Annotated in this window: 18 protein-coding genes and 1 pseudogene; 6 read left to right on the forward strand and 13 right to left on the reverse strand. The window is 72.0% G+C overall.

Annotation, left to right across the window (positions count from 1 at the left end; translation table 11 throughout):
* Positions 1–269: 269 nt before the first annotated feature.
* Positions 270–587 (forward strand): hypothetical protein, encoded by a 318-nt coding sequence (locus ACIOJD_RS19710; protein WP_401915084.1) that lies wholly within the window; start codon positions 270–272, stop codon positions 585–587.
* Between the two features lie 397 nt (positions 588–984).
* Positions 985–1,203 (forward strand): annotated as a pseudogene (locus tag ACIOJD_RS19715) (alpha/beta hydrolase); the annotation flags it as partial.
* A 157-nt stretch (positions 1,204–1,360) separates the two neighbouring features.
* On the opposite strand, the gene ACIOJD_RS19720 reads toward ACIOJD_RS19715, so the two are convergent.
* The 3 genes from ACIOJD_RS19720 to ACIOJD_RS19730 are packed head-to-tail and all read right to left on the reverse strand — an operon-like array spanning position 1,361 to position 3,253.
* Complete coding sequence (locus ACIOJD_RS19720) at positions 1,361–1,771, reverse strand: arsenate reductase ArsC (protein WP_401915086.1); 411 nt, start codon at positions 1,769–1,771, stop codon at positions 1,361–1,363.
* Entirely contained in the window at positions 1,764–2,864 is a 1,101-nt protein-coding gene (gene arsB, locus ACIOJD_RS19725; RefSeq protein ID WP_401915089.1) for an ACR3 family arsenite efflux transporter, read from the reverse strand. The genes ACIOJD_RS19720 and arsB overlap by 8 nt, the downstream gene beginning before the upstream one ends.
* Positions 2,861–3,253, reverse strand: coding sequence for an ArsR/SmtB family transcription factor (locus ACIOJD_RS19730; protein WP_401915092.1), 393 nt, complete (start codon positions 3,251–3,253; stop codon positions 2,861–2,863). Before ACIOJD_RS19730 ends, arsB begins: the two co-directional genes overlap by 4 nt.
* Before the next feature lie 114 nt (positions 3,254–3,367).
* Between ACIOJD_RS19730 and ACIOJD_RS19735 the strand changes: the two genes are divergently transcribed.
* Complete coding sequence (locus ACIOJD_RS19735; protein ID WP_401915094.1) at positions 3,368–4,189, forward strand: NAD(P)H-binding protein; 822 nt, start codon at positions 3,368–3,370, stop codon at positions 4,187–4,189.
* Between the two features lie 142 nt (positions 4,190–4,331).
* Here the strand turns inward: ACIOJD_RS19735 and ACIOJD_RS19740 are convergent, their stop codons facing one another.
* A complete protein-coding gene (locus tag ACIOJD_RS19740) occupies positions 4,332–4,742 on the reverse strand; it encodes a RidA family protein (RefSeq protein ID WP_401915096.1) in 411 nt (136 codons plus the stop codon).
* Positions 4,739–5,878: an acyl-CoA dehydrogenase family protein gene (locus tag ACIOJD_RS19745; protein WP_401915099.1), complete on the reverse strand. Its 1,140-nt coding sequence runs from the start codon at positions 5,876–5,878 to the stop codon at positions 4,739–4,741. The genes ACIOJD_RS19740 and ACIOJD_RS19745 overlap by 4 nt, the downstream gene beginning before the upstream one ends.
* Positions 5,879–5,978: 100 nt before the next feature.
* Here ACIOJD_RS19745 and ACIOJD_RS19750 point away from each other — a divergent pair, with 100 nt between their 5' ends.
* Positions 5,979–7,613 carry an AMP-binding protein gene (locus tag ACIOJD_RS19750; protein ID WP_401915100.1) on the forward strand — a complete coding sequence of 545 codons (1,635 nt, stop codon included), beginning with the start codon at positions 5,979–5,981 and terminating at the stop codon, positions 7,611–7,613.
* Positions 7,614–7,651: 38 nt separating this feature from the next.
* Entirely contained in the window at positions 7,652–8,500 is an 849-nt protein-coding gene (locus tag ACIOJD_RS19755; protein WP_401915103.1) for a PaaX family transcriptional regulator C-terminal domain-containing protein, read from the forward strand.
* On the opposite strand, the gene ACIOJD_RS19760 is transcribed toward ACIOJD_RS19755, so the two are convergent.
* A complete protein-coding gene (locus ACIOJD_RS19760) occupies positions 8,487–10,784 on the reverse strand; it encodes a bifunctional salicylyl-CoA 5-hydroxylase/oxidoreductase (RefSeq protein WP_401915104.1) in 2,298 nt (765 codons plus the stop codon). The two genes, ACIOJD_RS19755 and ACIOJD_RS19760, sit on opposite strands and share 14 nt — an antisense overlap.
* Positions 10,769–11,638: an enoyl-CoA hydratase family protein gene (locus ACIOJD_RS19765; protein ID WP_401915106.1), complete on the reverse strand. Its 870-nt coding sequence runs from the start codon at positions 11,636–11,638 to the stop codon at positions 10,769–10,771. Before ACIOJD_RS19765 ends, ACIOJD_RS19760 begins: the two co-directional genes overlap by 16 nt.
* A 372-nt stretch (positions 11,639–12,010) precedes the next feature.
* Here ACIOJD_RS19765 and ACIOJD_RS19770 point away from each other — a divergent pair, with 372 nt between their 5' ends.
* Positions 12,011–12,436, forward strand: a complete 426-nt coding sequence (locus ACIOJD_RS19770; protein WP_401915559.1) for an ATP-binding protein — start codon at positions 12,011–12,013, stop codon at positions 12,434–12,436.
* Between the two features lie 36 nt (positions 12,437–12,472).
* On the opposite strand, the gene argF is transcribed toward ACIOJD_RS19770, so the two are convergent.
* The 6 genes from argF to ACIOJD_RS19800 form a co-directional block, all read right to left on the reverse strand.
* On the reverse strand, positions 12,473–13,498 hold the full coding sequence (argF, locus tag ACIOJD_RS19775; RefSeq protein WP_401915109.1) for an ornithine carbamoyltransferase: 1,026 nt from the start codon (positions 13,496–13,498) through the stop codon (positions 12,473–12,475).
* 107 nt (positions 13,499–13,605) lie between these two features.
* Complete coding sequence (locus ACIOJD_RS19780) at positions 13,606–14,838, reverse strand: arginine deiminase (RefSeq protein ID WP_401915110.1); 1,233 nt, start codon at positions 14,836–14,838, stop codon at positions 13,606–13,608.
* Between the two features lie 18 nt (positions 14,839–14,856).
* A complete protein-coding gene (locus ACIOJD_RS19785) occupies positions 14,857–17,343 on the reverse strand; it encodes a hypothetical protein (RefSeq protein ID WP_401915113.1) in 2,487 nt (828 codons plus the stop codon).
* A complete protein-coding gene (locus tag ACIOJD_RS19790; protein WP_401915115.1) occupies positions 17,343–19,487 on the reverse strand; it encodes a hypothetical protein in 2,145 nt (714 codons plus the stop codon). Before ACIOJD_RS19790 ends, ACIOJD_RS19785 begins: the two co-directional genes overlap by 1 nt.
* The gene (locus ACIOJD_RS19795; protein ID WP_401915117.1) at positions 19,484–22,192 is read right to left on the reverse strand and encodes a hypothetical protein; all 2,709 of its coding nucleotides are present in this window, start codon (positions 22,190–22,192) and stop codon (positions 19,484–19,486) included. The genes ACIOJD_RS19790 and ACIOJD_RS19795 overlap by 4 nt, the downstream gene beginning before the upstream one ends.
* A complete protein-coding gene (locus ACIOJD_RS19800; protein ID WP_401915119.1) occupies positions 22,189–25,962 on the reverse strand; it encodes a tubulin-like doman-containing protein in 3,774 nt (1,257 codons plus the stop codon). The genes ACIOJD_RS19795 and ACIOJD_RS19800 overlap by 4 nt, the downstream gene beginning before the upstream one ends.
* Positions 25,963–25,978: the final 16 nt, after the last annotated feature.

The raw sequence follows: 25,978 nt of genomic DNA on the forward strand, positions 1-25,978 counted from the left end.
CCGCCCCACCACGTAAGGCCACGCCTTCAGGAGAGCCGCCGGCCCACCCGCGAGATCGCCTTGACCATGCCGCAGCGGCATGGGTTCCGCTGGAGGCATCGACGCGTCCGCGTCGCGGAGAACCTGGGTCCGGGGGGACATCGTAGGGTGGAGTACCCGTCAACTCGCCGAGCCGGCCGGCACGACGCTGCGCGCGGTACGGCACTACCACGAGGCCGGCCTGCTCCCCGAGCCCGAACGCCGGGGCCAACGGCTACAAGAGGTACGGCGTGTCCCACCTCGTCCGCGTACTGCGCATCACACGCCTGACCGGGCTCGGGCTCTCGCTCAAGCACATCACCGAGCTGGGCGACGCCGACGAACACCCCGAGAAGGCGCTGCGCGCGCTGGACACCGAACTGGCCGCGTCCATCGAACGGTTGCGGGGGATGCGCTCCCAGATCGCCGTGATCCTGGACCGGTCCGCGCCGACCGATCTCCCACCCGATCTGGGCAGGGCCGTCGCCGACGCGGTTGTCCCGGCGGCCGACCGTTCGCCGGTCGTGGTCATGAGCCAGGTCCTGGGCCAGTCGGTGCTCGACACCTAGGGTCTTTCGTTTGGATCAGGCCGGATCCACACGAAAGACCCTGGGGCGGCGCCGTCCCGAGCCCGCCCGTTCCCGCCGTACGTGTGCGCCCGTGCGCCAACGTACGCCCTTTCAGGAGGACATCAGATGCGCAGAACCTTGTCCCTCGCCCTCGCCGCCACGGCGGTGGCGGCGACCACGATTCCGGGAGTGTCGGTGGCGGCGACGCCGGACACCGTGCGTTGGGGCGCGTGCCCGGAGAAGGTCGCCGCGCCCCGGCTCGAGTGCTCGACGCTCGAAGTCCCGTTGGACTACCGGGATCCCGGCGGCCGGCAGATCGAGATAGCGATCTCCCGGCCGGCGAGCAAGGAGCCCTCGCAGCGTCGCGGCGTGCTGCTGACCCCGGGCGGCGCTGGGCGAGCCGAACGAACGCGCCCCGGGAACGCCGCCGGCCGGCGCCCAGGAGCTGCGGCGGGCGTTCGGACAGCGGGCCACGATGGTGACCGGCGACCAGGGCGGGCACGGTGTCCATCCGTTCGGACCCAACACATGCGCGAAGGACGCGGTGACGACCTTCCTGACCGCCGGACAGCGCCCGCCGCAGGACCTCGCCTGCGCGGCGGAGCCGAGCGAGTAGCGCGGCCGGGAGCGGATCAGTCGTCCGGCGAGGCCGAAGCCCACCTGTACCTGGCGGGTGTCGCGCGCCGAGTCCGGACTTCCTGCCGCCTTCCCCGTCCGAGGCGGCACCGTCGAAGTACGGATGAGCGCCTTCGGGCTCGAGCTTGGGCCGGTTTTCAGGAGGCGGTGAGTTCGGCGAGCAGCACACGGACGCGTCGCTCGATCTCGTTGCGGATGGGCCGTACCACCTCGATGGCCTGCCCGGCCGGGTCGTCGAGCGTCCAGTCCAGGTACTGCTTGCCGGGGAACACCGGGCAGGTGTCACCGCAGCCCATGGTGATCACGACGTCGGACGCCTGTACGGCTTCCACGGTCAGTACCCTCGGGGTTTCGGCCGAGATGTCGATGCCGGCCTCGTTCATCGCCTCGACCACGGCCGTGTTCACGGTGCCGGCCGGTGTGGAGCCCGCTGAGCGTACTTCGACGCGGCCGTGTGCGAGGTGGGTCAGGAACGCGGCGGCCATTTGCGAGCGGCCGGCGTTGTGGACGCATACGAACAGTACGGTCGGCTTCGGGTTCTCAGGCACGGACGGAACCTTCCGGTGCGGATTGAGGGAAGAAGCGGCGGGCTGTCAGGCCGACATGGACCAGGCCGATCAGGACAGGGACCTCGATGAGGGGACCGACGACCCCGGCGAGGGCCTGGCCGGACGTGGCTCCGAAGGTGGCGATGGCAACCGCGATGGCCAACTCGAAGTTGTTGCCCGCGGCGGTGAACGCCAGCGTGGTTGCCTTCGGGTGGTCCAGGCCGACCGCTCGGCCGACGGCCATGGACCCGGCCCACATCACGGTGAAGTACACCAGCAGTGGCAGTGCGATCCGTAGGACGTCCAGGGGGCGGGTGGTGATCGCGTCGCCCTGGAGGGCGAAGAGCACGACGATGGTGAACAGCAGCCCGTACAGGGCGAACGGGCCGACCCGGGGGATCAGTTCCGTCTCGTACCAGGTGCGCCCCTTGGCCTTCTCTCCGAGGCGACGGGTGAGGAACCCGGCCAGCAGGGGGATGCCGAGGAAAATCAGCACACTGCGGGCGATCTCCCATACGGACACGTCGAGTGCGGTCCGCTCCAGGCCGAGCAGGCCGGGCAGCTCGCTCAGGTAGAACCAGCCCAACAGGCCGAACGCGAAAACCTGGAACACCGAGTTCAGGGCGACGAGGACGGCGGCGGCCTCGCGGTCGCCGCAGGCGAGGTCGTTCCAGATGATGACCATGGCGATGCAGCGGGCGAGGCCGACGACGATCAGGCCGGTGCGGTATTCGGGCAGGTCCGGGAGGAAGACCCACGCCAGAGCGAACATCAGGGCCGGGCCGACGATCCAGTTCAGTACCAGGGACGGGATGAGCAGGCGTCGGTCGCGGGTGACGGTGTCCAGGCGGTCGTAGCGGACCTTGGCCAGGACCGGGTACATCATCACGAGCAGGCCGAGCGCGATCGGCAGCGAGACGCCGGTGACGGTGACCTTCGCGAGCGCGTCCCCCAGGCCGGGAACAAGGCGGCCGAGGCCGAGGCCGGTGGCCATCGCGATCAGGATCCACACAGCGAGGAACCGGTCGAGGAACGACAGTTGTCCGGCCACCGGCCCTGCGGGCGCCGCCGTGGTGGTGACTTCGGTGCTCACGAGACGGCCCCGGCGGATTCGGGTTCGGCGGGGCGGGTGAGGATCGCGGCCAGGCGGTCGGTCATCCTGGGCAGCGGCCGGTAGTACACCCACGTCCCGCGCCGCTCGGAGTCGATGAGCCCGGCTTGCTTCAGGAGCTTGAGGTGGTGGGAGATCGTCGGCTGGGACAGGCCGAAGGCCGGGGTGAGGTCACAGACGCAGACCTCCCCGCCCGCGCGTGAGGCGATCATCGACAGCAGCCGCAGCCGCACCGGGTCGCCCAGGGCCTTGAACACCTTCGCCAGCGTCTCGGCCTGGCCCTCGTCCATCGGCGCGGTCAGCAGGGTGGGGCGGCATCCGTCCGCACCGGCGCCATCCTGGCCGAGCATCACCGGCTCCTGTATCGACATTCTTCTATGTTGAAACTTTTCGATTCAACATGCAAGTGTGAACCTGATCAATACTGGGACGAGGACTTCGGGAACCAACGTCCCGAGACACCGCATTCAGGGGAGGCCCGCACGATGGTCACGGTTGTTTTCGGCGCACGGGGGAACGTCGGCCGCCTTGTCGCCGGAGGTCTGGCGGCCCTGGGCGTGCCGGTCCGGTCGACGAGCAGGACAGGGGACGCCGCCCACGTGGCGGCGGATCTGGACGTGCCGGAGACGTTGCCCGCCGCGCTGGAGGGCGCGTCGCAGGTCTTTCTCTACGCCAAACCCACGGGCATCGACGGGTTCGTGGCGGCCGCTCGTGCGGCCGGGGTGCGGCACGTGGTGCTGTTGTCGTCCGGGGCGGTCGTGCAGCCCGGCGCCGACCGTAATCCGATCGCTCGGGATCATCGGGTCGTGGAATCGGCACTGGAGGAGTCCGGGCTGTCCTGGACCTTCGTCCGGCCGGGAATGTTCGCGACCAACACCCGATGGTGGTGGACACAGGCGATCAAGGGCGGGGAAGCTGTGCGGCTTCCGTACCCGGAGGCGCTGACGGCTCCCGTCAGCGAGCGGGACATGGCCGCCCTCGCGGTGACGGCGCTGACCGAACGGGGGCATGGGCGACAGGCGTACACACTGTTCGGGCCGCAGGTACTCACCCTGCGTGAACAGGTTGGGCACATCGGCTCGGCCATTGGCAGGAAGATCGCCATCGAGACGGTCACACCCGAACAGGCGCGGGCCGATCTGGGCAGGACGATGCCCGCGATGGGAGTGGAGGCGATCATGCGCGCGTGGGAGGCCGGCGCCGAGACCACCCCCGAGACCTCCGCCATCGTCGAAAAGCTCACCGGAATGCCTGCCCAGACGTTCCCGGAGTGGGCGCAGGACCACGCCGACGATTTCCGTCCGTGACAACCCGGCTTCCTTCGCCCCTCTCCACAGGTAACCGGGTTCGCGACCAGGTTCAACTCGCCGCGGGCATCCGCCGGTTCTTCCACCGCCGTCGGCGCCGGCCGCACATTGCCGGCGGCGCCTGCGGCGGCCCGCATGTCCGCTACGGCTTCGGATGCGGCAGGACCGCGATCCCGTCCAGTTCGACCAGGGCCTGTTCGTCCCAGAGCCGTACGACCCCGATCACCGCCATCGCGGGATACTCGCGGCCCGCCAACCGGCGCCAGACGCGGCCGAGTTCGGCGGCGTGGGCGCGGTAGTCGGCGATGTCCGTCGCGTAGACGGTCACCCGGGCGAGGTCGTCCGGGCCGCCGCCCGTCGCCGCGAGTGCGGTCAGGAGGTTGCCGAGTGCCCGCTCGAACTGGGCGGGAAGTGTCTCCCCCACGACCTTCCCGGCCCCGTCGAGCGCGGTCTGTCCGGCCAGGAGGACCAGTTGGCCGCCGGTGGCGGTGACCGCGTGCGAGAAACCGGTGGCCGGGGAGAGACCGGCGGGGTTGACGCGCTCCAGGCTCATCCGTACAACTCCTTCGCGATGATGGTGCGCTGGACCTCGGTGGCGCCCTCGTAGATCCGTGGCGCCCGGACCTCTCGGTACAGGTGCTCCAGCGGGTGTCCGCGCTGGAGGGCGCGGGCGCCGTGCAGTTGCACGGCGGCGTCGACGACGTACTGCGCGGTCTCGGTCGCGAACAGCTTCGCCATCGCCGAGCGCCGGGGCACGTCCGGTGCGCCGGTGTCGTACGCCTCGGCCGCCGCGTACACCAGCAGCCGCGCGGCCTCGGTACGGGTCGCCATCTCCGCGACCTGGTGCGCGACCGATTGCAGGTCCTTGAGCGGGCCGCCGAACGCGGTCCGGTCCGCCGTGTGGCCGAGCGTCGCGTCCAGGGCCGCCTGCGCCATACCGACGGCGAAGGCGCCGACGCTGGGGCGGAAGAGGTTGAGGGTGTTCATGGCGACCCGGAAGCCTCCGCCCACCTCGCCGAGGACATCGTCGCGGGACACGGGCACGGTCTCGAAGGCGAGGGCGCCGATGGGGTGCGGGGAGAGCATCTCGATCGGGGAGCCGGTCAGTCCCGGCCGGTCGGCGGGGACGAGGAAGGCGGTGACTCCGCGCGCTCCTGCGCCCTCCTCCGTGCGGGCGAAGACGGTGTAGAAGTCGGCCTCGGGGGCGTTGGAGATCCAGCGTTTCCCGCCGGTCAGCAGCCAGCCGTCGCCGTCGGGTACGGCCCGCAGGGCGAGCGCGGCGGCATCGGAACCGGCGCCCGGCTCGCTCAGCGCGAAGGCGGCCACGGCGCGGCCGGCGCGCACCTCGGGCAGCCAGTGGGCCCGCTGGCGGTCGGTACCGGCCTGGACGACGGGGTACGTACCGAGGCCCTGGAGGGCGAGCGCGGTCTCGGCCTCCGTACAGCCCTGGGCGAGGGATTCGCGCAGCAGGCAGAGGTCCAGCGCGCCGGCTCCGGCTCCCTGGTCGTCCGCGTTCGCGCGCCCGAACAGCTTTTCCAGCAGGCCGAGTTCGCCGAGCGCCGCGATCAGGGGCCGGTTCACCCGGCCCGGCTCACCCTTCTCCACGAGCGGGCGCAGCTGCTCCTCGGCCAGGGCCCGCAGTTGCGCGCACCAGTCGGTCTGTACCGGATCGAGCGAGAATACGGGCATCCCAGCTCCCACTTCCTACGCCTTTATCGCGGACCGTTGACTGTCGTCAACTTCACGATACGCTCGATGAACGACCCCGACGATGACCAGGGGGCGAACCATGGAGCTGACCCCGTCGGCCCACATCGACACCTTCGCGCGCGACCATCTCCCGCCCGCCGAGCAGTGGCCCCACCTCCTCCCCCTGCCGCCCGGGACGCGCTCGCCCGCCCGGGTCAACTGCGCCGCCGAGCTGCTGGACCGCACGGCCGAGCGGTTCGGCGCGGACCGCCCCGTCTTCCGGACGCCCTCGGGGGAGATCTGGTCGTACGGGGAGCTGCGCGGGCGGGTCGACCGGATCGCCCACGTCCTGACCTCCGATCTGGGCGTGGTGCCGGGAAACCGGGTGCTGCTGCGCGGGCCCACGACCCCCTGGCTGGCGGCCTGCTGGCTGGCGGTGCTCAAGGCGGGTGCGGTGGCCGTCACCGTACTGGCCCAGCAGCGGGCGCACGAGTTGGCCACCATGTGCGAGATCGCCCGGGTCCGCCACGCCCTGTGTGACATCCGGTCGCTGGACGACCTGGTCAAGGCGGAGGTGCCGGGGCTGCGGATCACGGCGTACGGCGGGGACGCGCCGGACGATCTGCTGCGGCTGGCGGACGGCAGGCCGGAGCGGTACGCGGCGGTGGAGACGGCGGCGGACGATGTGGCGCTGATCGCCTTCACCTCGGGGACGACGGGCCGGCCCAAGGGGTGCATGCACTTCCACCGCGATGTGCTGGCCGTCGCCGACACCTTCTCGCGTCAGGTGCTGCGCCCGGAGCCGGGCGACATCTTCGCGGGCAGTCCGCCGCTCGGTTTCACCTTCGGCCTCGGCGGGCTGATGCTCTTCCCGATGCGGGCCGGGGCATCGGCGCTGCTGCTCGAACAGGCCCGCCCCGCCCAGCTGTTGGCGGCGGTGGCGGAGCACCGGGTGTCGGTCCTGTTCACCGCGCCGACCGCGTACCGCGTGATGCTCGACGAGCTGAGGTCGAAGCCGTACGACATCTCCTCCCTGCGGCGCTGTGTGTCGGCGGGTGAGAATCTGCCCGCCGACACCTGGCGGGCCTGGCACGAGCGGACCGGGCTGTGTGTCATCAACGGCATCGGGGCGACCGAGCTGCTCCACATCTTCATCTCGGCCGCCGACGACGCGATCAGGCCGGGCACGACCGGGGTGCCGGTGCCGGGGTGGCAGGCGCGCGTCGTGGACCGTTCGGGTGCGCCGGTGCCCGACGGGGAGCCGGGACTGCTGGCCGTACGCGGCCCGGTGGGCTGCCGGTATCTGTCCGATCCGCGCCAACTGGAGTACGTACAGGGCGGCTGGAATCTGACCGGCGACACCTACATACGCGAGCCGGACGGCTACTTCCGCTATGTCGCCCGCGCCGACGACATGATCATTTCGGCCGGTTACAACATCCCCGGCCCGCAGGTCGAGGACGCGCTGCTGGCCCATCCCGATGTGGTGGAAGCGGCGGTGGTCGGCCGTCCGGACGCGCTGCGCGGCGAGATCGTCGCCGCGTATGTCGTACTGCGGGACGGGGTGGCGCGCGACGAGGGCACCGCCGAGGCGCTGCGTGGTTTCGTCAGGGCCCGGCTGGTGCCGTACAAGTGCCCGCGCGCGATCGTCTTCCTGGACGCCCTCCCCCGCACCCCCACCGGCAAACTCCAGCGCTTCCGGCTGCGCGGTCCGGGCCCGTACGGCACCCCCTGAGGTGATCACGCAGAACGGGGAGGACCTAAGGTGATCACGTGGCCGAGCAGCACACTCCCCGTTCCCTGATCGTCACCCTGTACGGCGCGTACGGCCGCACACCGGACGAATCCCCGCTCCCCGTCGCGGAGTTGATCCGCCTGCTGGGAGCCCTCGGCGTCGACGCGCCCTCCGTGCGCTCGGCCGTCTCCCGGCTCAAGCGGCGCGGTCTGCTGATCCCGGAGCGCACGGTGGACGGCGCGGCCGGATACGTCCTGTCGGCGGAGGCCCGCCAGCTGCTCGACGACGGCGACCGGCGGATCTACGCCCGCCCCTCGCCCCGGCTCTCCGACGGCTGGGTGCTGGCCGTCTTCTCCGTCCCCGAGGCCGAGCGCCACAAGCGTCATCTGCTGCGTTCACGGCTGGGGCGGCTCGGCTTCGGGACGGCGGCGCCCGGTGTCTGGATCGCGCCGGGGCGGCTGTACGAGGAGACCCGGCACACCTTGCGGCGGCTCCAACTCGACGCGTACGTCGACCTGTTCACCGGCGAGCACCTCGGTTTCGAGGCGACGGACCGCGCGGTGGCCCGCTGGTGGGACCTCGACGCGATCGCCGCCCTGCACGAGGAGTTCCTGGCCGCGCACGAGCCGGTACTGCGCGGGTGGGAGGAGCGGAACATGACGGAGGAGCGGGACAGGGCGCTGGAGCGGAACACCGACGCCTACCGCGACTACCTGTTCGCGCTCGACTCCTGGCGCCGGCTGCCGTACGCCGACCCCGGCCTGCCCGCCGAACTGCTGCCGGAGAACTGGCCGGGCGAACGGTCCGCCGATGTCTTCGCCCAGCTGCACACCCGGCTGCGCGACGCCGGGCTGGAGTTCGTACAGCGCCCGCTCACCGCAGAGTGAGGCGCGGCTTCGGATCGTCGGTGCGGCCCGCCGGGGGTGTGCGGCTGCCCGCGCGGTACGGCAACGGCCAGGGCGCGGCCGGGCCTTCGTATCCCTGGTCGGCCGCCGCGTGCAACGTCCAGTGCGGATCGTACAGATGGGGACGCGCCAGCGCGCACAGATCCGTACGGCCCGCGAGCACAAGGGAGTTGACGTCGTCCCAGGAGGAGATGGCGCCGACGGCGATGACCGGGACGGACAGGGTGTTGCGGATGCGGTCCGCGAACGGCGTCTGGTACGAACGGCCGAACTCGGGCTTCTCGTCGGGCACCACCTGGCCGGTCGAGACGTCGATGGCATCGGCGCCGTGCGCGGCGAAGGCGCGGGCGATCTCGACGGCCTCCTCGGCGGTGGTCCCGCCCGGCGCCCAGTCGGTGGCGGAGATCCGGACCGTCATGGGCCGGTCCTCGGGCCAGTCCGCGCGTACGGCGTCGAAGACTTCGAGGGGGAAGCGCAGCCGCGCCGCCGTCGAACCGCCGTACGCGTCCGTACGACGGTTGGTGAGGGGGGAGAGGAAGCCGGAGAGCAGGTAGCCGTGGGCGCAGTGCAGTTCCAGCAGGTCGAAGCCGCTGCGCTGGGCGCGCCGGGCGGCGGAGGCGAACTGCTCGCGTATTTCGATGAGTTGGCGGCGGTCGAGCTGGTGCGGGATCTGGCTGACGCCCGGCCGGTACGGCAGCGGGGAGGCGGCGGACAGCGGCCAGTTGCCGGTCGGCAGGGGCTCGTCCATGCCTTCCCACATCAGCCGGGTGGAGCCCTTGCGCCCCGCGTGCCCCAGCTGGACGCCGATGGCGGTGCCGGGTGAGGACGCGTGGACGAACGCGGTGACGCGGCGCCAGGCGTCGCCCTGTTCGCGGGTGTAGAGGCCGGTGCAGCCCGGGGTGATCCGGCCCTCGGGGCTGACGCAGACCATCTCGGTCATCACCAGGCCCGCGCCGCCCAGGGCGCGCGCGCCGAGGTGGACGAGATGGAGGTCGCCGGGGACGCCGTCGACCGCGGAGTACAGGTCCATGGGTGAGACGACGACCCGGTTGCGCAGGGTCAGTCCGCGCAGCCGGAAGGGGGTGAACATCGGGGGCGTGCCGGGCGGGCAGCCGAAGTCCTCCTCCACGGTCCGGGTGAAGGCGGGGTCGCGCAGCCGCAGGTTGTCGTGGGTGACCCGGCGGCTGCGGGTGAGCAGGCCGAAGGCGAACTGGCGTGGTGGCTGGCCGGTGTACGTGGCCAGCTCCTCGAACCAGCGCAGGCTGGCCGCGGCAGCGCGCTGGGTGGACGCGACGACCGGGCGGCGCTCGTTCTCGTACGCGGCGAGCGCGGACGGCAGATCCGGCTGCTCCTCGATACAGGCGGCGAGCGCGAGGGCGTCCTCGACGGCGAGCTTGGTGCCGGAGCCGATGGAGAAGTGGGCGGTGTGCGCGGCGTCGCCGATCAGCACCGTATTGCCGTGGCTCCAGCGGTCGTTGACGACGGTACGGAAGGCCGTCCAGGACGAGGCGTTCGAGCGGAGCGGACGCCCGCCGAGGGCGTCGGCGAAGATCTTGGCGCAGCGTTCGGTGGACTCCCGCTCGTCGAGGTCCGCGAATCCGGCCGCCTGCCAGACCTCTTCGCGCATCTCGACGATGACGGTGCTCGCCGATTCGGCGTACGGATAGCCGTGCAGTTGCATCACGCCGTGCGCGGTCTCGGCGATCTCGAAGCGGAACGCGTCGAACGCGAAGTCCGCGGCGAGCCAGACATAACGGCAGCGGTGGGTGGTGACGGTGGGCCTGAAGACGTCGGCGTGGGCGGTACGGGTGAGGCTGTGGACGCCGTCGGCGGCGACCACCAGGTCGTAGGAGGAGGCGAGTTCGGCGGCGGGCGGCGCCTCGGTGCGGAAGCGGAGCCGTACGCCGAGGGACGTGCAGCGCTCGTGCAGGATCTCCAGCAGTCTGCGCCGGCCCAGGGCCGCGAAGCCGTGGCCGCCCGAGGTGAGGGTCCGGCCGCGGTGGACGATGTCGATGTCGTCCCAGCGGACGAACTCGCCCTGGAGCGCCCGGTGGACGACGGGGTCGGCGTGTTCGATACCGCCGAGGGTCTCGTCGGAGAGGACGACACCGAAGCCGAAGGTGTCGTCGGGGGCGTTGCGCTCCCAGACGGTGATCTCGCGGGCGGGGTCGAGCCGTTTGAGCAGGGCCGCCGCGTACAGCCCGCCGGGTCCGCCGCCGATGACCGCGACGCGCGGGGCGCGGGCCACGGCTAGCGGCCCTGCCACTTCGGCGCCCGCTTCTCGGTGAATGCGGCGTGGAATTCCCGGTAGTCCTCGCCGTTCATCAGCAACGCCTGGGTGGCGGCGTCCAGTTCGACGGCGGCGGCGAGCGGCATGTCCAGTTCGGCGGTGAGCAGGGCCTTGGTCTGGGCGTGGGCGAGGGCCGGTCCGTCGGCGAGCCGGCGGGCCAGCTCGGCGGCCCGTGCGCCGGACCGGCCCTCGTCGGTCAGCTCGCTGATCAGGCCGATCCGCTCGGCCTCCGGCGCGCGTACCGGCTCGCCTAGCATCAGCAGCCGGGTCGCGTGCCCGAGCCCGACCACCCGGGGCAGCAGATAGGCCGCGCCCATGTCACCGCCGGAGAGACCGACGCGGGTGAAGAGGAAGGCGAACCGGGCGGAGGGTTCGGCGATCCGGAAGTCGGCGGCGAGCGCCAGTACGGCACCGGCGCCCGCGGCGACTCCGTGCACGGCGGCGATCACCGGGAAGGGGCACTCGCGGATCGCCCGGACGACCTGTCCTGTCATCCGGTTGAAGTCGAGCAGCTGGGTGGTGTCCATGGCGAGTGTGGCGCCGATGATCTCGTCCACGTCCCCGCCCGAGCAGAAGCCGCGCCCCTCCCCGGCCAGGACGAGAGCGCGTACGGAACGCTCCCTGGACAGCTCGGCGAGGAGATCGCGCAGGTCGGCGTAGGCGCCGAAGGTGAGCGCGTTGAGCTTCTCGGGGCGGGCGAGGGTGACGGTCGCGACCCCGTCGTCCGGGTCCCGCGTCAGCCGGAGATGGCGCCACTCCTGAGTACGGGGCGCGGAGCCGGAAAAGGGGCTCCCGGATTGGCTCGGGGAGGGATTCGGGGAGTGGCTCATGGAGTGCGGCCTCCTTCAGCTGATGCTGCGGATGCTCTGTCGCGCTGCCTGCCGTGCCGTCTGCCGTGCCGCTCCGTACGAGTCCGCCGAGGCCGCCGGTACGGCCCGTCGGCACAAGCCCCGCCCAGGAACCGTATCACTCGGATGTGACCGTCGTCACGAGCGCGCGATACGCCTGCGACCCTTCCGTGACACGTCCGTGAGGTGACGTCCGTAGGCTGCCGAAGGTCCCGTTCCGGTCAGGACATAGGTCCCTTGTCCGGTGGGCCCCAGCCCCTTGCCCATACGCTCACGCTCCGTATGGTTGAACCTGATACAAGTGCCCCGCCGCCGCGCCTCGCCCGCACCCGCGCCCCGATCGGACCCCACGCCATGCTCGAAGCCGCAGGCTCCTCTCCTTGGCGAGCCACGCTTCCGCACAGCGTCGAGGCGGTCCCCCTCGCGCGGGCCATGGTCCGTACGGCGCTCGCACATCTGGACGAGCCGACGCACAGCGACACCGCGGAACTGCTCACCGCGGAACTGGTCGCCAACGCCATTCAGCACACCACCGGGGAAACCCCCATCGAGCTGGTCGTGGAGATCCTGCCGACCGGGTGCCAGGTGGAGGTGCACGACGGCGATCCGGCTCCGCCGGGCAATCTCTCGCACCCCGGGACGATGCCGGATCCCTGGCAGGAGGACGGCCGCGGCCTGCTGCTGATCAGCACGCTCAGCGCGGCCTGCGGCCATCGCCCCACCGATCAGGGCAAGGCCGTCTGGTTCACACTCCCCGCGCGCCGGGCGGAGAGTGCGTGAACCACACGTGAGTCGCGAGCACCCGCAGAGCCCGGACTACGCGGACTCCCCGGACGTGGCCGCCGCGGCCAGGGTGGCCACCAGGACGGCCTTGATGGTGTGCAGCCGGTTCTCCGCCTCGTCGAAGACCACCGAGTGCGCCGACTCGAAGACCTCGTCGGTGACTTCCAGCTCGGTCAGACCGTGCCGCTCGTACAGCTCCCGCCCGACCGCGGTGCCCAGGTCGTGGAAGGCCGGGAGGCAGTGCAGGAACTTCACCCCGGGGTTGCCGGTCGCGCGCAGGACGTCCATGGTCACGGCGTACGGACCGAGCGCGGCGATGCGCTCGTCCCACACCTCCTTGGGCTCCCCCATCGACACCCAGACGTCGGTGGCCACGAAATCCGCGCCCGCGACGCCCTCGGTGATGTTCTCGGTGAGGGTGAGCCGGGCTCCGCTGACCTCGGCGGCCTGGCGGGCCAGGGTGAGGATCTCGTCGGACGGCCAGTAGGCGCGCGGCGCGACGATCCGCACGTCCATCCCCATCAGGGCGCCGGTGACCAGGTACGAGTTGCCCATGTTGAAGCGGGCGTCCCCGAGATAGGCGTAGGCCATCTCGGTCAGGGGCTTGTCGCTGTACTCGGTCATCGTGAGCACGTCGGCGAGCATCTGGGTGGGATGCCACTCGTCCGTGAGCCCGTTGAAGACGGGGACACCGGCATGGGCGGCGAGTTCCTCGACGGTCGCCTGGGCGTCGCCGCGGAACTCGATACCGTCGAACATCCGCCCGAGCACCCGGGCGGTGTCCTTCGCCGACTCCTTCTTCCCGATGTGCGAGCCCGCCGGGTCGATATAGGTCGTGGCCGCCCCCTGATCCGCGGCCGCCACCTCGAAGGCGCAGCGGGTGCGCGTCGACGCCTTCTCGAAGATCAGCGCGATGTTCCTGCCGCGCAGCCGCTGGACCTCGGTGCCCGCCTTCTTCGCGGCCTTGAGTTCCGCGGCCAGGTCGATCAGGCCGCGGAACTCCTCGGCCGTGAAGTCCAGCTCCTTGAGGAAGTGGCGGCCTTCGAGGTGTATCGCCATGGTGGCTGCTCCTGGACGCGAATCGGGGGGTGGCACATACAGAGACCATGAAACTATATACGATGCTCCGCATTGCTATACGGAGCGAGACGCGGAGACAGGGGCCCCTACGCGGGATCCCGCTCGACCGGACAGCTCATGCAGCGGGGTCCGCCGCGCCCCCGGCCCAGCTCGCTGCCGGGGATCTCGATCACCTCGACTCCCTGCGTACGCAGATGGGTGTTGGTGGTGACGTTGCGCTCGTAGGTGACGACGACGCCCGGCTCGACGGCGAGCACGTTGCAGCCGTCGTCCCACTGCTCACGCGCCGCCGAGTGCACGTCCTGGGTGGCGGTCAGCACCCGGATCTCCGGCAGCCCGAGGGCCGCCGCCATCGCGCGGTGCATATGCTCCGGAGGGTGGTCGGTGACCTTCAACTCGCTGCCGTCTCCGCCCGGTTGGATGGTGTACGAACGGAGCATGCCCAGACCCTCGTACTGGATGAACGTCTCCTGGTCGACCATCGTCATCACCGTGTCCAGATGCATGAACGCCCGGCGCTTGGGCATGTCGAGCGCCACGATCGTGGTGGCGGAACCGGCCGCGAAGAGCCCCCGGGCCAGCATCTCGACGGCCTGCGGCGTGGTGCGTTCGCTCATCCCGATCAGCACGGCTCCCCTGCCGATGACCAGGACGTCGCCGCCCTCGATGGTGGAGGGGTAGTCGTCCTGCCCCTCCGACCAGTGGGCGAAGGCGCCGGCGTCCGGCCCGGTGAAGAGGGGGTGGTGTTTGTAGATCGCCTCGAAGTGCACGGTCTCGCGCTGCCTGGCCGGCCAGCGCATGGCGTTGATCGACACCCCGTCGTAGATCCAGGCGGAGGTGTCCCGGGTGAAGAGATGGTTGGGCAGCGGGTCGAGCAGGAAGTCGTCGAGGCCCATCACATGGAAGCGGACCGAGGTCGGCTCCGCGTGCCGCTCCAGGAACTCCCGCTTGGTCATTCCGCCGACCAGCGCCTCGACCAGATCGGCCGTCGGCAGCTCGTCGAAGATCTCGCGCAGATGGCCGGTGGCGAGCGGCCCGTACTCCTTCTCGTCGAAGACGCGGTCCAGTACGAGCCGCCGCGCCGTCGGCAGCTCCAGCGACTCACGCAGCAGATCGCCGAAGAGGTGGACCGTCACACCCCGGCCGCGCAGCACCTCCACGAACGCGTCGTGCTCCTCCTGGGCGCGGCGCACCCACAGCACGTCGTCGAAGAGCAACGCGTCCTTGTTGCCGGGGGTGAGCCGCTTCAGTTCCAGATCGGGCCGGTGCAAAATGACGCGGCGCAGCCGCCCGGTCTCTGAGTCCACACGAAATCCCATGGGCCCATCGTGACGCGATCACATCGCCAGCACCACCACCAGTCCCAAGATCGCCAGCCCGAGGATGACCGTCAGGGCGAGGACGATGAGCCGCCCGTCCTCGATCCTGGACGGACGCTCGTCATGGTCGACGTGTCCGGAGGCGGGACCGGGCGGGGACGGGGGCGCGGTGGGTACGGCGGCGGACCGCTCCTGGCGGGGCTCGTACCCACGGGGCAGCCCCCGTGCGGGAGTTGACTCGTACGACAGGGGCGGCTCGTAGGACCGTGGAGTGTCATGGTCACGCGGCGGCCGGCGGTCGGGAGAAGGGGCGTGGGCGGGGGACGGGGCGTGGGCAGGGGAAGGCTCGTGGTCGGGGGAAGGCTCGTGGACGATCTCCGGCTGTTGCCGGGTACGGTCGCGGCGCTCGGCCCGCAGGAGCGCCAGCCAGACCTCGTCCCGGATCCCCGGCCCCTTCTCCGCCTCCAGGATCTGCTGGACCGCCGCCCGGCCCGCCGCGTCCGGGCCACTGCTCAACTCGGGCAGCAAGGTCGTCAGCCGCCCGCTGACCAGCGAATCGCGTGAGGCCTGTGGACGTACGGCCCAGCGGTAGAGCGCGGCGGCGTTGGCGGCCTGGGTCTCCTCACGGGGTGCCCGGGTCTCGGACGCCGGCCACCGACGGCCCGCCACGAACAGTTTCCTGTCCAGCACCGCGAAGCACAGGCCCAGCCGCAGCCCCTTGCCCCACTCGCCGTACCGGGCGGCGGTCTCCTTGAGGATCAGCGTGACCGCCGCGTAGTGCAGACCGCCTTCCCGCAGGACCTGGATCAGGTCCCTGTTGGAGCATCCGCGCAGGGTGCGGGCGACGTTCTTCTGTGCGGCGTTCGGTTCCTCCAGGGTGCGCAGCACGGCCAGGAGCTTGTCGTAGCCGACCGTCCCGCGCCGCAGGCGGCGGCGGGCGATAAGGCCGACCGACCCGGCGTAGTCCGGCCACTCGGGAACGACCCGCCGCAGGGCGGGAGGGCTCGACGGCGGAGGAGGCGCCGCAGACGGAGACGAGGATGGGGATGGGGACGGGGACGGAACCCGGGGCGGCGGCTCGGCACGTGGCGGCTGCGACCGGATCGGGTCGGTCCGTACGGGTTCGCTGTGCACGGGGTCACCGTGTACGGGTGCCCTGTGTGCGGATTCGCTGCGTACGGGCTCGGTGCGTACGGGTTCGCTGCGTACGGGTTCGCTGCGTACCGGCTCCGTGCGCGGCGGCTCACCGCGTACCGGCTCGGCGTGCGGCGGCTCACCGCGTACTGGCTCCGTGCGCGGCGGCTCCGACCCGGACAGCTCCGACCGTACAAAATCAGCTCGTCCAGAGTCGGGGCGTCCCGAATCCCCCCGTACAGAATCCGACCGTACAGACTCCGGCCGTCCCGAATCCGGTCTCGCGGACTCGCCTCCTACGGGACCGGGCCGCCCGGCGTCGGGCCGCACCCGATCGCCCCGTGAAGACTCATCCCGGAAAAACTCGTCGCGCAAGAACTCGCCCCGTGCGCTCCCGCCTCCGCCCGGCTCCTCCCGCACCGGCTCCGACCGACCGGATTCCGGCGTGTACAGCCTGCGTGGCCGGCCGCGCAGGCTGTACACGGCCTCCTCCGCCGCATCCAGCAGCGCGCCCCCGTCGCGGTGGTGCGACCGGCGGCTCACGGCGGCGGTCAGCGCCTCCGAGACGCCGAACTCCCTTTCCTCCCCCTGCTCGACCCCGCGCAGATAGTGGTCGACCAGCCAGCCGGCCACCTCCTCCGCCCGGTCCCCCAGCCGTTCCCCGGGGTCGGTCCGGGTCCGTTCGGTGTTCTGCGGTACCGGTCCCGCCCAGCTCCGTACGAAGACGAACTGGATCGACCGTTCCTCGATCGTGTCGTGGGTGGCGAACGACCAGCCGCTGGGCCTGATCCCCCGGAAGATCCCGTACAGCCCCCACAGCACCCGGTGCGCGGCCCGGCCGCCCTGCCGGTCCAGCACGGTGAACTTCTGCCCCGGCCGCCGGAGTATCTCGGCGGCCACCGACTTCAGGGTCTCCTCCAGCGCCGGCAGTCCGCGCACCAGCGCGCGCCGTCCCTCCTCGGCCGACTCCAGTACCGCCGCCGTCCGCACCTGCTCCAGGCCGCCACGCACCTCGCCGAGCCGCAGCCCGCCGTTCTCCCACGACCAGGCGTGCAGGCCCAGGCAGGTCTCGGCGTCCAGAGTGGCGGACGCGCCGGTCAGCGCGTGGCACACGGTGCTCGGCTGCCCGTCCGGGTCGGGCAGGGCGGCGCGGTGGATCAGCAGGGCGCGCCCCTTGCTCTCCAGCCTGATCAGGGCCGGGACCGTCTCGGCGGCCGTGGTGCGCAGCAGGGGCGCGACATGGCGGAAGACGGTCTCGGCCGTGTCCCGGCCGTTCGACCAGGCCACCGGGCCGAACCCGGTGGTGCCCATGCTGTTGTCGGCCTCCCAGCGGAAGACGATCTGGTCCAGCAGCTCCTCATGACGGGCCATCAGGTCCCCACCTCACTCAGATTCGCTCCGGGGAGGAGCCCGCACATGGCGAAGATCGACAACAGCGGTGCCAGGACCCGGCGTGGCCTGACACCGTGCGGATAGAGGCCGCCCCGCTCCTGGGCGCCGGTCGCCGCCACGAAGTGCAGCGTGCAGCGCGCGCAGTCGTCGAACGGTTTCAGCCAGGCGGGGCTGCCGTGGTGCGCGGCGAACGCGTAGGCGTCGCGGCTCTCCTCGCGGAAGGTCCGCTCGTCCAGTTCCGTCGGCAGGGCCCGGCCGAGCCAGCGGTCGACCGACGGGTCGAAGCGGAGGAGATCGCTCTTGTTCAGCGCGACGGCGGCCGGCGCCTCGATGTAGGAGCCGGGTCGCGGGACCCGGTTCAGTACGGTGGTGAACGCCTCGTCGCCCAGGTCCCGTTGCTGGAGCCTGGTCCGCGCGCGCACCGGATCGAGCGCGGGCAGGCGCAGTGCCCGCAGCGGATCGAGTACGAAGATGAACGCGCCGACGCCCATGAGGAAGCCGGTCACCTCACCGTTCTCCGCGAGGTCCTCGCCCGCGAGGTCGAAGAAGACGACAGGCCGGGTCCCGCCGGGGCCGGTGACCAGCAGTCCGTCGGTGAAGTGGGCGAAGGACGCCTGGCCGGTGCGTTCGAGCACCTTGCCCCGGTGCAGGCGCTGGACCCGCTCCCGCAGGAACTCGCGGTGGGTGTCGGGGTTGAGGGGCAGACATTTCAGTCCGTACGGTTCGAGGCCGCCCTGCTCGATCTCGCCCAGCATGGCGGCGAGCAGATGGGTCTTGCCCGCCGCCGAGCTGCCCACCAGCGCGACGGTGAGCGGCTCACCGTTGGTGAGATACGGGACCGGCAGATAGTGCTGCGCCGACGCGGGCGCGTGCGGGCAGATCTGGTAGGCCTGCCGCAGGGCGTCCTGCCGGTGCATGGGCCGGTGTTCCGCGCTGAGGTCCAGCGGCTTGGCCACCTTCTTGGAGTCGAGGGTGACCAGCCGGGTGTCGTCGAGGGAGACCGGCAGCAGGCAGTGCGGGCAGAGGGTGGGCCGCCGGGGCGGCGGCGGGGGCTCGGCGGCGGGCTCACGCACGGGAGGCGGGGCAGCGCCGCCCCCGCTGAGCCAGGAACGCAGGGTGCGCCGGGGCGGCGGATACTCGTAACCCGGCTCCTCCCACGCCTCCCACGCCTGCCGGTCCCAGCCCATCTCCTCGCGTTTCTTGGCGCGTTGGGCGTCGAACTCCGCGCGTGCCCGGCTGAGCGGATCGGCTCCGGTGGTCGCGTGGGCGAGCGGGTCGCCGACATTGAGCAGCCGCATCAACTCGGTCGCGGCGGGACGCTGTTCCGCGCGCGGGGCGAACACCCCGCCCTCGTGGAGGGCGGCCAGCCGGCGGAACTCACCGAGGTCGGCGGGCGGTTGTGAGCCGGGGCCCTGACGGCCGGACAGCAGGAAGTAGACGAGCTGGGCGACGGACCACAGATCGTCGCGGTGGTCGGTGAGTCCCACGCCCTGCCGCTGCTCGGGCGAAGCCCAGGGGGCGGCGCCGTACGCTTCCCGGGGCTCGCCCGCACGCAGCGCGCCGTACGGCTCGGCCAGCCGTACGTGGGTCCCGTCCCACCGGACGGTGCCCGGGGAGATCGCCCGGTGCACCAGCCCCACCTCCGCCAGCAGCCTTACGGCGAGGACGAGTTGGGCGATCACCTGCTGCTGTTCGGCGACGGTCAGCGTCCCCCGGCGCCGCTCGATCGGCTCGCCGTCGGGGACGCGGTAGAGGACGAACGGCTCCGACGCCTCCAGGTCGAAGCCGACCAGGCGGGTGAACACCTCGCCGTACCGCTCGGAGCCGTACCGCCGCTCCACCGCGACCCCGGCGCTCACCTGGCGCTCCAGCGCCGCGTACGCGGCGGGGTCGCTCTGGGCCGCGAGCGGCAGCCGGTACTGGACGACGCGCCACCCTTCGCCGAGCGTCACCGCGCGGCCCAGCAGCGGCGCCGTCTCCGGCGCCGGCCGGTCCCCGTGCCACCGCGCGGCGATACGGACGGCCTCGCCGCCGTGGGTGAGGAAGCCGAGCTCCGGTGGGGCGCCGAGTCCCGCCCCGTCGTCACCTGCGGGGCCCGAGGCGCCCGCGTCAACTGAGGTCATGATCCTTCCCCTTGGTCCCCCCGGACGGTCAGGACGATCTCCCCGCGCAGCGGCACCAGACGCAGTACGCCCGCGTGCCGCCCGCCCGGTGTCCAGACGACGTCCTCGCCCGTGGCATGCCAGCCGTCGTGCGGCAGATCCGCTTCGGTGCCCCGGCGCATCGCCTCCGGGGCGAACCTGATCTGCCGTATCGCCGCCGGATCCTTGGAGAGCATCCGGCGGTGCCCCGCCGCGCACAGCGGCACGGCCTCGTCGCCGTCCGCGCCACCGTCCGGGCCGAGCAGCTGGCCGACCCGGTCGGCGGAGACACCGAGCAACTCGGCCGCCCCCGGGCGCTGTCCGGGATCGCGGGCGAAGCGCGGCGGCGAGGTGGCGCCGTTGCGCAGCAGCGCGGCGTGTTCCTCTTCGAGCACCTCGGCCATGGGTGCCCGCAGGGAGGCCCGGCCCGCTTCCGCCGGATTGTTCTCCACGGTGGCCCAGCGGGTGGCGAGGATGCCCGAGACTCCGTCGGCGAGGTCGCCGAGGAGTGTTCCGGCGAGGGCGGGGCCGCCGTCGCCGCGCTCGCGTTCCAGCCAGGGCGGGTCGACGGGTGGAGCCGACGGCCAGGAGCCCGCCGATACGTCGTACTCCAGGGCTGTCCCGGTCTGTTCGCGCGGAGCGGCCGATCCGTACCGGTGCGCCTCGTCGCCAGCCGGTTCCGGTTCCGGTGCTGCCCGTGCCGGTTCGGCCGGCGTCATGCTTCCGGCCCAGTCGTCGTCGGCGGCGCTGTCGCCCCAGGTCTCCCAGCTCCAGGGCTCGGCCTCGCTCCGGCCCGCGTCCCACGGCTCACCGCCGACCGGACCGGCGGCGGGCGCGGCCGCCTCGGACTCCCAGGCACCGGTCCCGTCGGGAGCGGCGGCGTCGAGCCGCTCCTCAGCGGTCTCGGCCAGGTTCCGTACCAGCCGGGCGACCGCGCGGGCACCGTCCGAGCAGTGGTAGCGGGCGTCGGCGAACAGCCAGTCGTGGACGGCCGTTTCGGCCAGCAGGTCGTCGATGTCCGCGAGGGCACGCGCGGCCCACTCGCCGTCCGTCCGCGACCACCACAGGTCGACGGCCGCCGTCCAGTCACGCAGGACGAGCAGGACCAGGGCGGCGAGGGCCACGCACAGCGCGGTCGCCCCGGCCCAGGGCGGGAGGCCCAGCAGCTGACCGGCCAGAGCGCCCAGTACGCCGCCCACCAGGCCCGCGAGCAGCCGGATACCGGACCGGGTGCTGCCACCGCCGTCCAGCCTGCCGTCGTACGAACGGTTGGGCCTGCGCCGCAGCATGAACAGCGTCGCGCCCGCGGCGGCGAGACCGGTCAGCGGGCCCAGCGCCCAGCCGAACACCGGCCACAGCCCGGCCACGAGGGCCAGCAGGAACACCGGGGCCGCATGGACGGACAGCGAGCCCTTCAGCGCGAAGGGGACGGGCGAGGCCAGCTCCCTCAGCCGCCGGGGCGAGCAGATCTCGTCGAGCCGGGCGAGCCTGGCCGCGCTGCCCGCCGGGGCGGACAGGTCCGACAGCGCGCCCAGCCGGGCCGCCACCGAGCGCAGCGGGAGTCCGTACGCGATCAGCCGCTCGGTGTACGTGCGCAGCCCCGGGCCGACGGTGCCGCGCGAGGCCTCGGCGATCTCCGGCAGATCGATGCCCCGTTTGAGCAGGCGGGCACGCTGCTCCGGACGGAGCCGGTCGCCGCCGCCGTCGCTCAGGGCGCCCGCGATGGTGTCGCGGTAGTCACCGAGTTCGTCGGCGAGCCGCTCCAGCCGTTCGGGCAGGTCGACGGAGCGGCTCCGGGGCTGGAACAGGCCGGTGGCGCGGCGCACTTGCTCGTATCCGTCCTCCGTGTCCCGCAGCGCCCGGTCGCAGGCCAGCTGCCGCTTCTCGGCGGGTCCGCCGGGCACCAGCCAGGAGCGGCCCTCCAGGCTTCTGGGCAGCGCGTGCCCGATCAGGGGCGCCAGTTGGGCGGGGACGGCGTCGCCGCTCCCCGGACCGGTGCCCGGTGCTCCCTCGGTGACGAGCGCCGGGGTGGAGATCTCCTGACCGATGAGCTGTTCCAGCGCCTGCCGCCAGGCACGGGTCCTGGCCACCTCAGTCAGGTCGTGCTCCAGCACCCGGACGGCCGGTACCGCGACCCCGTGCTGAACATGTTTCAGCTCGCCGAGGACCGTGTCGAAGACGGAGGGCTCCGCGAGGAGTTCGACCAGGGGGCGCAGGGCCGCGTCGGTCTCCGCCTCGGAAGCCGACAGCGCGTGGCCCTCGTGTGGCCCGGCACCAGGTCCGGGGCCGGGTCCATGTCCATGTCCGGGTCCATGTCCAGGTCCGGGTCCGGGTCCATGTCCGGCTCCGGCTCCGGCTCCGGCGAAGGCCTCGGGGATCCAGAGCACTCCGGCGGCCGGCGGTCCCAGGGCGAGTGGCCGGAGCAGCTTGCCTTCGTCCTGCCCGTCGACGGCCAGGCACAGCAGCCGGGCGGGTCCGTACGAGTAGAGCCGTTCGTAGAGGAGTTGATGCGCGGCCAGCTCGGCGGCGTCGTCAAGGACGAGGAAACGCCGGGCCTCGGACGCCCGCGTCCGCGCCAGCGCTTCGGTCACGACGTCCAGAAGGGCGTCGCGCTCGGCCGCCGGGTCGCCGCGGTGGCGCAGATCGAGGCAGACCACCCCGGTGGAGTGTCGGTGGTCCCAGATCACGACCGGGTTCCCCCCTGTCCGCCGTCACGCTTGGTCGCGTCGCTCCAGTCGCCGTCGCCCCAACCGCCGTCGTCCTCGTCTCCGTCGCCCCAGCCGACGTCGTCCCCGCGCCTGTCGTCCCCGCTCCGGTCGTCCCGATACCTCTCGCCTCTGTTCCGGTCGTCCCGATACCTTTCGTCCCTGTTCCGGTCGCTCCTGCTCCCGTCGTCCCTGCTCCTCTCGTCCCTGCTCCTCTCGTCCCGGTTGCCGTCGCCCCAACGGCCGGTGTCCCAGGGGTCGGCTCCCTGGGACGGCACGGAGGGCTCACGCGGCTCGACGTACTCACGCGACTCCGTGTACTCACGCGGCTCCACGTACTCACGCTCTTCGGAGAACTCACGCTCACCGGCGGGCCCGCGCGCCCCTCGTGCCCCGCGCGCCCCGGAGGACCCGCGCGCTCCAGACGGCCCACGCGCTCCAGACGGCCCACGCGCCTCTGAAGACTCAGAGGACCCGCGCGCTCCTGAGGTCCCGCGCGCCCCGCGCGACCCACGCGGCTCGTATTCCGCCGAAGGCTCGCGCTCATCCGCGGATTCCGTCCGAGGCCGCGGCCCCGCCGACGGAGCCGCGCGATGGTGCCCGTTGGTACGAGGGGCGGCCCCCGGTCCCTGCGCGTGCCGCTGGTCGAGCGCGCGCAGCGTGGGCCGGGTGGGCCGCGAGGCCCCCGGGAAGCGCAGGTCGAGCGCCCCGTTGAAGGTCTCCTCCCAGAAGTGCCGCAGCGGTACGAGCCACTCCTCGTCCTCCGCGGTGAACTGCCCGGACAGCTCGTCGAGCAGGTCCAGTTGGCGCGGCGCCACCTCGTGCACCAGCATCCGGAAGAGCGGATCCGGAGCGGAGGGCGTGGTGGAGAGCCCGGCGGGCTGGGTCCGCATCAGCCGGTCGCAGAAGTCCTCGATGATCTGACCCTCGTCCAGCAGGGCCCACTGCTCGTACGCCCGCAGCAGCCCGGCCCAGCTGGACACGTTGTCGTCGAACGACTCCAGTCGCAGCGTCATCGTGGCGGAGTCGCCGTCCTGGAGCCTGATCCTGATCAGGTCGGGCGAGGCGGGATCCCCCTCCGTGTCGACGCGGCCGTTCCACATCGCGCTCAGGATGCGGTGCAGGATGCGCCGCCGGTCGTCCTCCGTACTGGCCAGCCAGTCGTCACGGAAGCCGAGACGCTGTCTCCAGTGCAGGAAGTCGTCGCCGCCCGACGCGTCGCGCGCCTCCGCCCAGAGCCGCAGCGCCTGCCGGACCTCGGACACGTCCGTGAGACTCATCCCGCTGCGGAACAGCACGACCGTGATCGCCTCGGCCTCCACGGCCCGGAACTCCGGCGCGGTGCCCGGATCGCGCGGCAGGTTGAGCTGCTGCTCCAGATACCGGGCGGCCCGGCCGTCGGCCTCGCTCTGCGGGTGCACGATCAGGACCTTCAGCGGGCCGCTGCCGTCGGGCGTGAAGCCCACGGGCAGCAGGCCGGCCAGCTGGGAGCGGAACTGCTCCAGCCAGCGGCTGTCGACGGTGGCCTCCGCGTCCTCGTCGCCGGCCGCCGCTCGCAGCAGTACGCCCAGGGACGGCAGCAGCGGACGGTCGTCCAGCACGCCCTCCTCACCGAACAGCGCCTTGACGCGCCGCTCGACGACCTGCTTGATCTCCTTGACGGCGGCGCGCGGGGAGCGGCGTACGGAGTCCAGGGCGCGCTGCCAGTCCTCCGGCTGGATCAGCCGGGCGAGCAGTCCAGCGGCGTCCGTGTTCTCCGGCAGGCTCTCGTGCTGGGCCAGCCGGTCGAAGACGTCGTCGTAGAAGGCCGGGAGGTTGTTCTGCGGAGGCAGCAGGTAGGAGACACCGGTGCGGTCGTCCCGGTACAGCTCCTTGCGGCGTTCGGCGAACAGCTTGCGCTCGTCCTCCTCATGCGCGCGCAGCGCCCGTACCAGCTCCGCGATCTCCTTCATGGAGCGCACCAGCGGCGGGCGCCAGCGGGACTCGTGGTCCTTCCAGGCGCGATGCCACTGCCGGTTGGCGCGCCAGCGGTACCAGGCGTCCTGCTCGTCCAGCGCGTCCTGGACGTCCGGGTCGCCCCAGCGGGCCGGGACCATGCCGGCCACACTGCGCCTGATCCGGGGAATCGGCGGGGCGGACGGCTCGACGCCCTCCGGCCGCTCGGGGTCGTTCTTACGGTTGTCGAGCATCCCGGCGAACCCCACCTCGGCCGGTCGCTGCGGGTGCCCCGGCAGTCCGGTGAGCACCCGCTCCAGCCGGAACGGGCCCAGCTGGCCCAGCAGTTCACGGGCGCCACTGCCCGGTCTGAAGTCCTCCACCAGCCTGGGGACGTCCCGGTCCAGATCCCGGTCGAGCCGGCTGAGTCCGTCCTCCATGTCACCGAGCCGGTCGCGCAGCGCCTGGCCGATCGCCTTGGTGCCCTTGGGCAGCGGATCGGGCAGATCGATCTCCGGCGCGTCCCTGTTCCACAGCTGCCCGATGCCGGACCGTTCGAACATGTCCCTGACCAGCTCGGTGCCGTTGTCGGTGGCGCGCCGGGCGTCGTCGGTCATGCCCCGTACGGCCTGCGCGAGCAGCCGGCCGGCCACGATCTCCGCGAGGTCGTCCACCGGCACCGTCAGGGAGGCCGCCAGGCTGGTGGACATGCCCCGGTACCCGATCCCGGAACGGGACGGGGTGGAGCGCTCCACGCTCTTGTTGACGAAGCTGGCGGCGAACGACTGATGGTCGCCGTCCGTACGGCCCGCGGTGTTGTCGTCCCCCAGCTCCGTGCCGATCAGGGACATCACCATCGCGGTGATCGACCGGCGCAGGTCCTCCGGCCTGATGCCGGAGGGCCGGCTGAACAGGAAGGCGGTCTGTACGGTGGACGGCCGCAGCGCCACCAGGCCCTGTCCCGGATAGCGCACGCTGAGCGAGCCGTGCTGCTCGACGTCCCCGAAGTCGGCCTGCGCGTCGGGCACGTTCTGGTCGTCCACCAGCCGGGAGAGGTCCACCAGCGCCCGTGCGGAGTTCAGTTCCGCCTCCCGGCCGCCGCCCGCCTCCGGCGGGAACGCCGAGGGCATCACCACCAGCGGATAGATCTTCACCCCGGGCACCTTGGACTTGCGGAACTCGTGCCCGATCAGATGCATGAAGTCGTAGAAGATGCCCGCGCCGGTACCGCCCGCCACGGAGAACGCCACGAACACGTCGCAGCCGCGGATCTGCCCTCCGCCCATCTCCCGCAGGTCGCCGGCCGCCTGGCTGATCGTGCCGATCGCCGCGCGCAGCTGTCGCAGGACCGGTTCCAGCCCGCCGCGCAGGGTGGCGAAGAGCGCGGCCCGGCCGACGGTGGGCAGCTGACCGGCGCCGTTGTGCAGCGGCGCCACCCGCGGCTGCCGGTCGTGGGGCGGCAGCCACCCCTTCGTCTCGTCGTGCAGGGCGACCCGCAGCATGCGGGTCACCTCGGGCGAACTGTCGTAGTTGGCGGGCAGCAGATCGTGGATGACCCGTGAGGTACGGGCGTGCGCTGCGGCCTCGGTGCCCTTGGCACTGAGATGCGGCAGTCGCTCCAGCTCCGCCTCGCTGAAGTCGGCGTACACGAACTGGAGGCAGTCCGGGAGCTGGAACGGGGCGCGGCGGCCGTCCGACACCAGTTTGGTGCCGTCCGGACCGCACAGCTCCCGGCGCAGACCCCGCTCCAACTCGGCGCCGATTTTGCCCCCTGTGCCGCCCAGACCGACGAACAGCATGGGCTGGTAGATCTTCATGTCGTCTCCCGTTGGG

This window comes from Streptomyces sp. NPDC088116, from assembly GCF_044741745.1.
GTDB lineage: Bacteria > Actinomycetota > Actinomycetes > Streptomycetales > Streptomycetaceae > Streptomyces.

Bases quoted from the DNA above. Each gene is read 5' to 3' on its own strand.
- ACIOJD_RS19730 (WP_401915092.1), bottom strand. From the start codon at position 3,253: ATGTCGATACAGGAGCCGGTGATGCTCGGCCAGGATGGCGCCGGTGCG.
- ACIOJD_RS19735 (WP_401915094.1), top strand. From the start codon at position 3,368: ATGGTCACGGTTGTTTTCGGCGCACGGGGGAACGTCGGCCGCCTTGTC.
- ACIOJD_RS19740 (WP_401915096.1), bottom strand. From the start codon at position 4,742: ATGAGCCTGGAGCGCGTCAACCCCGCCGGTCTCTCCCCGGCCACCGGT.
- ACIOJD_RS19745 (WP_401915099.1), bottom strand. From the start codon at position 5,878: ATGCCCGTATTCTCGCTCGATCCGGTACAGACCGACTGGTGCGCGCAA.
- ACIOJD_RS19750 (WP_401915100.1), top strand. From the start codon at position 5,979: ATGGAGCTGACCCCGTCGGCCCACATCGACACCTTCGCGCGCGACCAT.
- ACIOJD_RS19765 (WP_401915106.1), bottom strand. From the start codon at position 11,638: ATGAGCCACTCCCCGAATCCCTCCCCGAGCCAATCCGGGAGCCCCTTT.
- ACIOJD_RS19770 (WP_401915559.1), top strand. From the start codon at position 12,011: ATGCTCGAAGCCGCAGGCTCCTCTCCTTGGCGAGCCACGCTTCCGCAC.
- argF (WP_401915109.1), bottom strand. From the start codon at position 13,498: ATGGCGATACACCTCGAAGGCCGCCACTTCCTCAAGGAGCTGGACTTC.
- ACIOJD_RS19780 (WP_401915110.1), bottom strand. From the start codon at position 14,838: ATGGGATTTCGTGTGGACTCAGAGACCGGGCGGCTGCGCCGCGTCATT.
- ACIOJD_RS19785 (WP_401915113.1), bottom strand. From the start codon at position 17,343: ATGGCCCGTCATGAGGAGCTGCTGGACCAGATCGTCTTCCGCTGGGAG.
- ACIOJD_RS19790 (WP_401915115.1), bottom strand. From the start codon at position 19,487: ATGACCTCAGTTGACGCGGGCGCCTCGGGCCCCGCAGGTGACGACGGG.
- ACIOJD_RS19800 (WP_401915119.1), bottom strand. From the start codon at position 25,962: ATGAAGATCTACCAGCCCATGCTGTTCGTCGGTCTGGGCGGCACAGGG.